The organism is Bacillus sp. ISL-46 (genome assembly GCF_018613205.1).
This window is the reverse complement of record NZ_JAGGQR010000052.1, coordinates 11,630-23,681: the sequence shown is the minus strand read 5'-3', so window position 1 is coordinate 23,681 and position 12,052 is coordinate 11,630. Positions and strand designations below refer to the sequence as shown.

Annotated in this window: 12 protein-coding genes; 8 read left to right on the top strand and 4 right to left on the bottom strand. The window is 38.0% G+C overall.

Translation table 11 applies throughout. The features are described from left to right. Nucleotides 1–89: 89 nt before the first annotated feature. A complete protein-coding gene (locus J7E67_RS23935) occupies nt 90–419 on the bottom strand; it encodes a helix-turn-helix domain-containing protein (protein WP_214715342.1) in 330 nt (109 codons plus the stop codon). A gap of 279 nt (nt 420–698) precedes the next feature. Between J7E67_RS23935 and map the strand changes: the two genes are divergently transcribed. Continuing rightward, on the top strand, nt 699–1,448 hold the full coding sequence (gene map, locus J7E67_RS23930) for a type I methionyl aminopeptidase (RefSeq protein ID WP_214715343.1): 750 nt from the start codon (nt 699–701) through the stop codon (nt 1,446–1,448). A 36-nt stretch (nt 1,449–1,484) separates the two neighbouring features. On the opposite strand, the gene J7E67_RS23925 is transcribed toward map, so the two are convergent. After that, nucleotides 1,485–1,709 carry a DUF1128 domain-containing protein gene (locus J7E67_RS23925; RefSeq protein ID WP_066251264.1) on the bottom strand — a complete coding sequence of 75 codons (225 nt, stop codon included), beginning with the start codon at nt 1,707–1,709 and terminating at the stop codon, nt 1,485–1,487. Nucleotides 1,710–1,945: 236 nt separating this feature from the next. On the opposite strand from J7E67_RS23925, the gene J7E67_RS23920 reads away from it, so the two are divergent. Beyond that, a complete protein-coding gene (locus J7E67_RS23920) occupies nt 1,946–2,317 on the top strand; it encodes a YtxH domain-containing protein (RefSeq protein WP_214715344.1) in 372 nt (123 codons plus the stop codon). Between the two features lie 14 nt (nt 2,318–2,331). After that, nucleotides 2,332–3,168 (top strand): YihY/virulence factor BrkB family protein, encoded by an 837-nt coding sequence (locus J7E67_RS23915; RefSeq protein ID WP_180247385.1) that lies wholly within the window; start codon nt 2,332–2,334, stop codon nt 3,166–3,168. A 236-nt stretch (nt 3,169–3,404) separates the two neighbouring features. On the opposite strand, the gene J7E67_RS23910 is transcribed toward J7E67_RS23915, so the two are convergent. Then, a complete protein-coding gene (locus J7E67_RS23910; protein WP_214715346.1) occupies nt 3,405–5,318 on the bottom strand; it encodes a heavy metal translocating P-type ATPase in 1,914 nt (637 codons plus the stop codon). A gap of 176 nt (nt 5,319–5,494) precedes the next feature. Next, complete coding sequence (locus J7E67_RS23905) at nt 5,495–6,673, bottom strand: MFS transporter (RefSeq protein WP_214715348.1); 1,179 nt, start codon at nt 6,671–6,673, stop codon at nt 5,495–5,497. A gap of 185 nt (nt 6,674–6,858) precedes the next feature. Here J7E67_RS23905 and cax point away from each other — a divergent pair, with 185 nt between their 5' ends. From cax to J7E67_RS23880, 5 genes are all read left to right on the top strand, one after another. Continuing rightward, on the top strand, nt 6,859–7,899 hold the full coding sequence (gene cax, locus J7E67_RS23900) for a calcium/proton exchanger (protein ID WP_214715390.1): 1,041 nt from the start codon (nt 6,859–6,861) through the stop codon (nt 7,897–7,899). 383 nt (nt 7,900–8,282) lie between these two features. Beyond that, complete coding sequence (locus tag J7E67_RS23895) at nt 8,283–8,897, top strand: YczE/YyaS/YitT family protein (RefSeq protein WP_214715350.1); 615 nt, start codon at nt 8,283–8,285, stop codon at nt 8,895–8,897. A 130-nt stretch (nt 8,898–9,027) separates the two neighbouring features. Next, on the top strand, nt 9,028–9,798 hold the full coding sequence (locus J7E67_RS23890; protein ID WP_251026962.1) for a YfkD famly protein: 771 nt from the start codon (nt 9,028–9,030) through the stop codon (nt 9,796–9,798). Nucleotides 9,799–9,930: 132 nt separating this feature from the next. Then, entirely contained in the window at nt 9,931–10,128 is a 198-nt protein-coding gene (locus tag J7E67_RS23885) for an SE1561 family protein (protein ID WP_088085809.1), read from the top strand. 197 nt (nt 10,129–10,325) lie between these two features. Continuing rightward, entirely contained in the window at nt 10,326–11,867 is a 1,542-nt protein-coding gene (locus J7E67_RS23880; RefSeq protein ID WP_285291940.1) for a fumarate hydratase, read from the top strand. Nucleotides 11,868–12,052 lie beyond the last annotated feature (185 nt).

The window sequence follows — 12,052 nt, the reverse complement described above, 5'->3', positions numbered from 1 at the left end:
GTACATAAATAAAAAAAGCATTCTACAAATGGGAGTATTTGTAGAATGCTTTTCTTTGTTCAAATTGAAAAAGACCTTTTCACAGGTTATTATTTATCGTCGTTTTGATTAATACGCCACTTGTTAAATTCAAGAAAATCACGAAATTGTTCTTTGGAAACACCAGAATTCATTGCATCTTTGACAAGATTCATCCAATCAATGTCTAATTCCGCTTTATTGACTTCTTCATGTATTAAATGATCAATAGGTATATTTAAGACAACTGCAATTTTTTCAAGAAACTTTATAGAAGGATTCTCTTGTTTGTTATTTTCAAGGTTACTTAAATAAGATTTTGCCACGCCTGCTTGAGCAGCAAGTTCGGAAAGTGACATTTTCTTTTCTAAGCGGAATTTTTTTACGCGATCACCGATCATAATTCTCACACACCTAATTATTATTCACTTTACATTAATTCTATCAAAAAGAATAGAAAAGTACCATATTAAGAACAAAGGAATATGACAAAAATATGAACTTCGAGAAAAAGTTTCACCAATAAAGTATTTTTGAAAAATTAACAGGATAGGGTTAATATTAATATTGTTGCCAATAGTGGTCAATTGTATAATTCACTAAAAGGATGGCTTTTAGACGAATAACAATTTTGAATATTATACATAAAAATAAACAAAAAGGAAGGGGACCCTCCTAAAATGATTGTCCTTAAATCACAACGTGAAATTGAAGCAATGAAAAAGGCAGGAGAAATACTTGCAGCTTGTCATAAAGAAATTGGAAAATTAATCAAACCAGGTATAACCACTTGGGAAATCGATGAATTTGTTGAAGGATTTCTTAAGAAAAATGGAGCAACACCAGAACAAAAGGGTTATAAGGGTTATGAATATGCAACCTGTGCAAGCATAAATGACGAAATATGCCATGGCTTCCCAAGGAAGGAGTCTTTAAAAGATGGGGACATTGTGACAGTGGATATGGTTGTCAATTACAATGGTGCCTTGGCTGATTCCGCTTGGTCCTACGCAGTAGGAAAGGTATCTGAGGAAACCGAACGTTTATTAAATGTTACAAAGGAAGCACTCTATAAAGGGATAGAACAGGCGATTGTCGGCAATCGAATCGGGGATATCGGGCACGCAATTCAAACCTATGTTGAAAGCGAAGGTTTTTCTGTTGTTCGAGACTTTATTGGTCATGGGATTGGAGCAGTGATACACGAGAAGCCGGATGTTCCGCACTACGGACTGCCAGGAAAAGGCGCAAGAATTAAAGAAGGTATGGTCTTTACAATTGAACCCATGGTTAATGTAGGTAGATACCAAACGAAGATGGATAACAATGGCTGGACGGCAAGGACCATTGATGGGAAATATTCAGCACAATACGAACATACACTTGCGATTACAAAGGATGGACCTGTCATCTTAACTGAACAGGAATAAAAACAAACCCGTTATGTGCAATAACGGGTTTTTAGCTTATTTTTTTCGGAGGCTTCCAAGCTCTTCTACTAAGGCCTGCATTTCATTAGGACTAAATGAATTTTTTCTAAGGACCATATCATAAATCTCTTTTAATTCCTCGTACATTTCTTCATCAAAATGCGAAGGTTTTATGGCTCCAAGGTTTAAAACCTTTAGCTTTTCCTTTATTTGCTCAATCATATATTCGACATTCTCAATTGATTTTTCTGATAAGTTCATTTGGGTCACCCTTTCCGCGAATTATTATGTCCATCTTTTCATGTTGAAAATTATATGTCAATAAAAAATTCCTAGGAACGCCCCCAATTTAATTTAGCCAAAAAAATGGATAAAAGTATCAGTTGGACTTGCGTGGCCATCCTCTATGAAGCAAAATAAATAAAAGAGGGTTTTGGTATTATTATCATCGGGTATTATTGATGATAATAATAATTAAGATTAAAGGAGAGGTTAACATGACAAAGAAAAATCAATTTTGGCGCGGAATGTTACTTGGAGCACTTGCTGGCGGGGCAATCAGCCTTTTAGATAAACAAACACGTGAAGTGATGAAAGAAAACGTACAAAAAACCACTACTAAGGTTACCTATATCATGAAAAATCCAGGAGAGATTACTGATAAGGTGAAGGAAACTGCAGAAAAATTAAAGACAACCGTTAAGCAAGTCAGTGAGGATATATCTTATATAACAGATAAAGTGGAAGAATTACGAGAGATAACACCTCAGGTAACGGACATTTTAAAAGAAACGAAGGAAACATTCTCAAAAAGTGACGAAGCACTCCTTTTTGAAGAAGTGTTAGGAGAAGAAAAAAAAATTCATTAAAAAGGAGGATGGAAATGGAAAAGGTGGGGAATGTTCGCTCATCTTTATTAAAATTACTTTGGCACCGGGTCGATGAAGATGATCTACCTGGATTAAGTGCACAGCTAGCATATTATTTTCTACTGTCCCTATTTCCGCTCCTGATTGTTTTATTTACGCTCCTTCCATATATTCCAATTCCCCATCAGGATATGCTTGGGATCGTAAGGGATTTTGCACCTGTCGAGGCCATGGACCTAATTGAAAAGAACGTCCATGACATAATGAATCATCGGAATGGCGGGTTGTTATCGTTCGGGATCATCGGTACGATTTGGTCGTCATCGAACGGTATTAATGCGATTGTGAAGGCTTTTAATAAGGCATATAATGTAAAGGAAAGCCGCTCGTTTATTGTCTCTAGAGGGATGGCTATTCTTTTAACTTTTGGTATGATCTTTGTTTTAATTCTGGCGATTGTTCTTCCTGTATTCGGCAGAGAAATAGGTGTTTTTTTATTTTCTCAAATGGGCTACACGACAGAATTTATTAAGGTATGGGACACATTAAGCTGGCTAGTTAGTGCGATTATTTTGTTTCTCATTTTTACAGGATTGTATTGGATTGCACCAAACGTAAAAATAAAATGCCGGAGTGCCTTTCCAGGGGCAGCTTTTGCTACCGTGGGCTGGATTATTTCCTCGATTGGATTAACCTTTTACGTTGGAAATATCAGTAATTATTCGCTCACCTATGGCAGTATAGGGGCAATTATTGTCTTAATGATTTGGTTATACATATCGGCATTTATTATTATATTAGGTGGAGAAATTAACGCTTTTTATAGTGAAAAGAATCGTAAGAATTGCTAATAGTTTCCTTCATGAAAATAGCCCATCTGTTCAAACTAAGATAGAAGGCAAACTAACTTCAGGGAGGTTCTTATTATGACAAAGAAGACTAAAAAAGATGGCGGTACAAAGCAAAAAGGTAAAGGTAGTAAAGGAAATAAAACTTCGGGGTCTGCGAACGGCTCGAATGGCTATCACTAATGGGTTAAATCCCATATGAAAATAAAAAGACCGGATGAATGTTCATCCGGTTTTTCCTATTTAAGCAATCGAAGACTATTTAGAATGACTAAAATGGTACTGCCTTCATGACCGATTACTCCATATGGCAAATCGAGCATCTGAAAGAAATTCGATGAGATCAAGATCATGATTACAGTTATAGAGAAAACCACATTTTGTTTAATGATTCTATTCATGCGTTTGGAAAGATCGATGGCCTCGGCAATTCGCGGCAAATCATTTTTCATTAGGACAATATCAGCAGTCTCAAGGGCAACATCAGTTCCTCCGCCCATGGCAATACCGACATTGGCAATTGCTAGCGCGGGTGCATCATTAATCCCGTCACCTACCATTGCCACAGTTTTATACTTTTCTTTCAAATCCTTAAGTTTTTCTACTTTTACTTCAGGTAAGCATTCGGCGAAAAATTCATCTACATGGCTTTCAGAGGAAATCGCTCGTGCTGTTTTTTCACTATCCCCAGTAAGCATGACCGTATGAATACCTTGCTTTTTTAAATGATCAATGGCAAGTTTTGTTTCCTTGCGAACTACATCCTTCATGGCAATGATCGCACTCAGTTTACCATTTATTTCAATGTATACAAGTGTATTGCCAAGACTTGCAAGATCCTTTGCCTTACCTTCAGCAAACTTGTCAACATGATTATTGCCAATAAAGGCAGCCTTACCAATTTTCCACTGCTCACCGTTAATTGTCGCTTTAACACCCCAGCCTGGTACATCCTCAAGACTTTCTGGATAAAGGAGATCCTTATTAATGCTTAATTTAACATAATTCACTATCGCGGTTGCAAGCGGATGGTTAGAATGGCTTTCAATTGAAGCTGCTTTCCAAATAAGGTCCTCTCGATCAAGTCCTTCCTTAACAATCACTTCAGTTACTTCTGGTTTCCCTTTGGTAAGTGTTCCCGTTTTATCAAAGGCAATTGCCCCTAGATGGCTTAAATTTTCAAGATGAACCCCACCTTTTACCAATATCCCATGTCTCGCTCCATTTGAGATGGCGGATAAAGTGGCCGGCATAATAGAAGCAACAAGTGCACAAGGGGATGCAACCACCAATAATATCATTGCCCTGTAGAAGGCTTCTTGCCAACTCCAGCCTAACATAAAGTGGGGAAGGAAAAACATTAATAAAACAACGGATAGGACAACTTTTACATAGGCTCCTTCAAAACGTTCAATAAACAGCTGTGAGGGAGATTTCTCGCTTTGAGCTGATTGAACAAGCTGTATGATTTTGTGAAAGAGGGTATCATGACTCGCTTTTGTCACTTTAACAGTAATTGAACCAGTCATGTTAACGGTACCCGCGAAAACGTCTTCCTCAGTTCCTTTTGAGACAGGCATGGATTCGCCGGTTATTGCAGCTTCGTCGATATTCGTTTGTCCTTTGATGATGATTCCATCAGAAGGGACACGTTCCCCAGGCTTAATTAAAATAAAATCACCGACACGGAGCACTGAAACAGGAACCTTTTTTTCATAACCATTTGAGATAAGCAAGGCTTCTTCTGGCTGAAGCTTCATTAAAGAGGAAATTTCCTTGTGACTTTTATTCATGGTATAGGTTTCTAATGCTCCACTTACAGCAAAAATGAAAATTAGAACGGCACCCTCTGTCCAGTAACCAATAATTGCTGAACCTATGGCAGCAAAAATCATTAGCATTTCCACATTTAATTCTTTATTTTCATAGGTGGCTTCTATGCCTTCTTTAGCCTTGGCAAACCCGCCAATGATAAATGCCAGCAGGTAAGCAATAATGGAATCTGCTCCATTTCCGTACTTATCCAATATCCAGCCAGCAGCAATGAATCCACCGCTTAATCCAGCAGCAATCAATTCTGCATGCGGTTTGATTTTTTCTAAGAAACCTACTTTGTGAATACTCTTTGTTAGAGTCTTTGCTTCTGAATTCATAGGATCTCCCCCTCTCAATTTCCTAGTTGATAAGAATAATCAAAATCAATCCCCTTAAAAAATACGAAAGCTGTCATCAAAAGGATGACAGCAACAATTCTTAATTTTATCTTTATTTTCTTTCATCTTACCACATATTTTATGCATTAGATATGAATTTGCTCCACAATCTTCCATTAAGAATTTTGTTGTTCGAAAACCAATAAAGTCTTTTTTCCAAAAGCAAAGATGATGATTGATAGGGTCAATAGCATTGTACTAATGATATAGAAGAAACTCACATTTTGAGAGAATTTAATGAACAATCCCCCGATGATTGGACCACATAAGCTTCCAAGACTAAAAAAGATGCCGCATAACAAATTTCCTGTCGGTAGTAGGTTCTTTGGAACTAAATCTGTCATGTAACTAATGCCAAGCGAAAAGGTCGAACCGACTATCATCCCAGAAATGAGGAAAGCTACAAACAGCCCAATAAAGGAATGCACAAGAAAACTAGCAGCTGTAAAGCTGAAAAATCCAAGAAATAATATAGTTATTAAGATATTTCTACGCCCAACCTTATCACTAATAATTCCTAACGGAAGCTGGGTAAGGACACTGCCGATTGCAAAAGCAGATAACACCATTGAAACACTGGATACATCTATATTCATTCTTAATGCGTAGACAGGAAAACTTCCGTTTAAGGAGGATTCTAAAAAGCCGTAGGAGAATGGAGGTAATAAAGCAACCCATCCAAATTTTAATGCCTTTCTAAACTGCTTGATTGTGGCTAGAAATGAATTGATACCAACTTCTTGTTCAGGCAGTTCATTTTTAAGAGTAAAAACAAAGACCCAACCAATAAAACATAAAATCGAGGAAACAATAAAGGGCAGTGATTGATTTACGTTTACTAATGGTGTCATTAATGGCCCGGAGGCAAAACCAATCCCGAAGAACAGACCATACAGAGAAATATTACGTCCCCGCTTTGCAGCTGGGGAGGAGGAAGTAATCCAAGTCTGTGTGGCAAAATGGAGGGAATGATCGCCAATGCCAATCAGTAATCGGAGAGCAAACCAAAACCAAAATGTCTCCCATAATGGAAATAAAGCAAGTGAAACAATTACGATCCCGCCACCATAGATAATAACCGGTTTATAACCGTATTTTCTGAGAGGCATTTCCATGAAAGGGGACACAAGTAGAATTCCAATATAAAGTGCAGTAGCATTTAAGCCATTTAATGAAGGTGAAACGCCACTTTTTTCAAAAATTACTGCGATAAGCGGCAACAGCATGCCTTGCGAAAAACCAGATATGGCAACAATACTAACAAGAATCCAAAAACGAAGGTTATTTTTATTCATAGAACTTCCTCATTCAAATATTTTTAAATAGTTCCTAAATGATGGTAACGAGAAAATCCGCCATTTGCAAGTGAACAAACTCCCTAGACTTTTATGATTAGTTTAGGTAAATTAGGGTACAAAAGGAAAAAATATATATATTAGAAATCCGAGAATTTGGAGGGAATACGGTGAACAAGATTTTTATGCTTATGACACTTATTGGGGTGCCACTTTCAGTTATTGGCTCGCTCATGCATTGGTCAAATATCATCTTATTTATTATTTACTGTTTAACCATTGTTGCATTAGCCAGTTATATGGGGAGGGCAACAGAAAGTCTTGCGATTGTGGCGGGGCCACGGATAGGCGGTTTGTTAAATGCCACGTTTGGAAATGCGGTTGAGCTTATTATTTCTATCTTTTCGTTGAAGGCAGGACTTGTTGGTATTGTTCTTGCCTCATTAACGGGTTCCGTGTTAGGCAATTTACTACTTGTGGCAGGACTATCTTTCTTTATTGGAGGATTAAAATTTAAGAGGCAGACATTTAATGTGTACGATGCACGTCACAATTCGGGACTGCTTATGTTTGCTGTTATAATCGCCTTTGTTATTCCAGAGGTTTTTTCGATAAATATGAATGAGACAAAAACACTTTCCTTAAGTGTTGGCATATCAGTCATTCTGATTGTCCTTTATCTAGCGGCCTTATTTTTTAAGTTGGTTACCCATCGAGGCGTGTATCAGCCCAGTACTGAAAAAGTGGCTCATGAGGAAGAAGTACCAGAATGGGGAAAAGGAAAGGCCATCGCCGTTCTTTTCATCGCTACATTGGCGGTCGCATACATTTCCGAGCGTCTTGTTCATACCTTTGAATATGTAGGGGATACTCTTGGTTGGTCTGAATTATTTATCGGAGTAATTATCGTGGCAATTGTTGGTAATGCAGCAGAGCACGCTTCGGCTATAGTGATGGCATTTAAAAACAAAATGGATATTGCGGTGGAAATCGCAATTGGTTCTACCTTACAAGTGGCTATGTTCGTCTTACCTGTACTTGTTCTGATCTCTCTTTTCTTTGATACCACGATGCCGCTTCTTTTCAGCTGGCAGGAATTAATTGCAATGGTTTCATCGGTTCTCCTTATGGTTGTTATCTCTAACGATGGAGAAACCAATTGGTTTGAAGGGTTAACTTTACTGGCTGCCTATTTGATTATGGGAATTGGTTTTTACTTACTCTAATTTACATTAAAGAGACTCTAAGCCTAATGGTTTAGAGTCTCCTTTGAAATATATACTATTTTTAAATTCTTCCATGTACGGAGTTAATCATCTTGCATGGACTATCATAATAAAATATCTTTTTTGTAGGGTTAAGTATCAATCGCTTTTCTTTGGGCCATCAATCACCAACCTTCATGTTTATTTAGATACATGAACACGAGTGTTGAATCTCATATAAGACGGGAATCCCAACCTCCTTAATATTAATTAGGTAAATGGGTAGCAGATTGATTACAGCCCTCCTTACTTGATAGATTAAGTATATTATATAACGAAATTTTAATTTTGTAAATGTTCTGATTATTACATTTATGTTACTTTTCCCCTAAAAGGAGCCACAAATGAAATTATTAATTAGGTTTTTATTTTTTATTTTAGGTTTAGCTATTATGACTTTCGGAGTATGTATGACCATTGAAGTAGCCGATATAGGTGTAGGAGCATGGGACGCACTTAATGTAATCCTAACTGAAAAGGTTGGGTTATCAGTGGGAAAATGGGTGATGATTGATGGAGCGGTTTTAGTCATCGTAGTTTCTCTTTTATTAAAAAAAAGACCGGATCTGCTTTCATTACTAACTATTATTATTATTGGTTCCTTAGTTGATTTTTGGCTAGACACTGTTTTTGATTTATTTCAAGTCAACCAACTTATGGGGAAAATTGGGATGTTAATGATGGGCATCTTGATTATTGGATTTGGTGCAGCCATTTATATTCAGGCTAAGTTCCCACAAAGTCCAATCGATAATTTTATGTTGGCAATCAAGGAACGTTTTCATGTTAATTTAATGGTTGCAAAAACGATTGGGGAAATTACAGCCTTAATTCCTGCATTTTTTCTGCATGGGCCTATTTCATACGGGACCATAATTATCACCTTTACGGTAGGGCCTGCCATTCAACTGTTTTTTCCATTTTTTGAAAAATTAATGGTCCGTCTTCAGGCGAAATAATGAAATTACTTGCTTGGATGGATAAAATACATCAACTCCGAAAAAACTACTATCAGACTGATTAATGCTATTAGTGAAAGGAGTTTAACTCGTGAAGAGAAATGTCTCTGTTCTTTTGACACTGCTATTAATGTTAACTTTTATTCCGTCAGGGTATGCACAAAAGGTTCCGGTGAAAAAAGTCTCGGTTAAATATCAAGTCCCAGCTTCGGTTCGGAATATCACCAAGGAAAATACTTATCCGAATTCGACACAGGATCTGCCATTACTGCAACCAAGTGAATTAACTAAGAAGTTGATTAATTCTTCAAAGGTCAAAATTGAAAATCCTGATTTAATCCGGATGTTGAATGAATCGAGTATTAATAGCACACCATTTGCGATTGGTTATCGCGCTATCGTTTACTTAGGCCAGTGGCCCTTGAATTACGAATCAACCGAAACCTCCCCGAATTGGGAGTTCCAAAAAATAAACACCAATTATTTCGATAATCGTGGCGGTAAAGTGCCGTATCAGATTAAGTATGTTCAGGAGTCGCAAAAAATCATCAGAGGCGGTCTAACGGCTAAAATCGCCAATGCCGAAGATGTGAAAAAAATGATGCTATTAAAGGCGATGGAAAAAACGAATCTTCCACTTTCGTTTGATACGATTATTGGAGCAGGAACAAAGAATGATCATATTTATAACATCCCTCCTAACCGCCTAGGCTACTTATACGCTTATGCACCAGGTGTGAATGAAAAAGGAAAAGTAACCTACGGTGAAGTCTACTTAATGCTAAAAGGAAGCAAAAAGTTTATCGTAATTAAAAATGTCACGTCCCAAGGGATTGGTGCATGGATTCCTGTACAGGATTATGTTTCCTTTGGATTTGCTGCATCTGAAAGACCAAGATGACTTTAAAGTTGAGGACTCCTCCGTAAAGGAGTCTTTTTATTTTTTAAAAATAGGGCAAAATAATAATAATCGATTGTCAAAGTATAAATTTTTCGGTAGGATGAGAACGTTAACGAAAAGGAGTGAATCAGTTTGGGTAATCCAATTGAAGATAAAAATACACAAGTGAATTTTTTAAAACAACGTTTAAACATGTTCATTGACGTGCTCGATGCCATTGATCCTGAAGATACGGATCTTGAAGATATTGACCGCTTAATTTCAATGTTAGATGATATGGAATCAAAATGCAGAGAATTTAATAATCGCGAAGTGAGTGAGTCTGTTTAATCAACAGGCTCTTTTTTTATTTTGGAGGGAGGTGAGTTTCCTTATCCAAAATTTACATGGTTTTTTTTCCGATTAACATGGCAACGGTTGCAAGCTAATCCTTTAATTCTAGAGGGTATAGGAGTATAATATAAACGTGCAAAAACGTTGAAAATTGAAAAAGATTATTGGGGAACATAGGGAGAGGGGTACTCGAATTGAATATTTCTAAATTTCAAGAAAGCATGTACAAGCTAGTCGTAGAAACATCAACAAAACTTCCTAAGGATGTACGCCGGGCCGTTAAAAGGGCGAAGGAAATAGAAAATGCTGGAACAAGTGCGGCGATGAGCCTTGCGACGATTACAAACAATATCAAAATGGCTGACGATCAAGTGTCACCGATCTGCCAGGACACCGGTTTACCAACCTTTAAAATCAAAACGCCAGTTGGTGTAAACCAGTTAGAAATTAAAGAAGCGATTCGCAATGCCATTGTTTTAGCAACAAAAGAAGGAAAATTACGCCCGAACTCGGTTGATTCACTCACAGGTGAAAATAGTGGTGATAATCTTGGTGCAGGGGTGCCAGTTATCAAATTTGACCAATGGGAAAAAGACTATATCGACGTTCGTCTTATTTTAAAAGGCGGCGGTTGTGAAAATAAAAACATTCAATACAGCCTACCATGTGAAATAGACGGTCTTGGCCGCGCTGGACGTGACCTAGATGGAATCCGTAAGTGTGTCATGCATTCCGTATATCAAGCACAAGGACAAGGCTGCAGTGCTGGCTTTATTGGCGTTGGGATTGGCGGCGACCGTTCCTCTGGATATGATTTAGCCAAAGAACAACTATTTCGTTCCGTTGAAGATGTGAACCCAAATGAAGAACTTCGCAAGTTAGAAGAGTATGTTATGGAAAATGCAAATAAATTAGGAATTGGCACCATGGGCTTTGGCGGCGAGGCAACTCTTTTAGGGTGTAAAGTCGGTGTGATGAATCGTATTCCAGCAAGCTTTTATGTGTCGGTTGCCTACAATTGCTGGGCATTCCGCCGTTTAGGTGTAAGTGTGAACGCGGAAACAGGCGAAATTAACGAATGGATGTACCAAGACGGGGAATTCATTGATTTTGCTGAGGAAGAGGCAGCGAAGGAAACGGCAGCTACATCTGAGGATGTTATCACGCTTGAGGCGCCAATTTCCGAAGAACAGATCCGTGCCCTTAAAGTTGGAGATGTCGTTCAAATTAACGGCATGATGTACACAGGCCGTGATGCAATTCATAAGTATTTAAGTGATCACGAGGCACCAGTTGATTTAAATGGACAAGTTATTTATCATTGCGGTCCGGTTATGTTAAAGGATGACGCTGGTGAGTGGCATGTTAAAGCTGCGGGTCCGACAACAAGTATTCGTGAGGAACCTTACCAAGGCGATATCATGAAGAAGTTCGGAACCCGCGCTGTCATTGGTAAAGGCGGCATGGGGCCGAAAACACTGGCTGCTTTGAAAGAGCATGGAGGCGTGTACCTTAATGCCATTGGCGGTGCGGCTCAGTATTACGCAGATTGCATCAAATCTGTTGAAGGTGTCGATTTAATGCAATTCGGTATTCCGGAAGCAATGTGGCATCTGCGTGTAGAGGGCTTCACAGCCGTAGTAACCATGGACTCGCACGGAAACAGCTTGCACGCCGACGTAGATAAATCTTCCTTAGAAAAATTAGCCCAGTTTAAAGAACCGGTTTTTAAATAAGGATATAGTGTTGTGAGGATAGATGTGAGATATTGCGTCTATCCTTTTTTGTTTCTGGAGAAGTAGTTTGTAAAAAGGTATATGGGTTAAAAATCCAGGAAATGTCGTAAGTTTCGTAAAAGATGTAGTAAGAGCCTGAAAATATGTAGTAAGAGTCTGAAAAGATGTAGTAAGAGTCTGAAAAT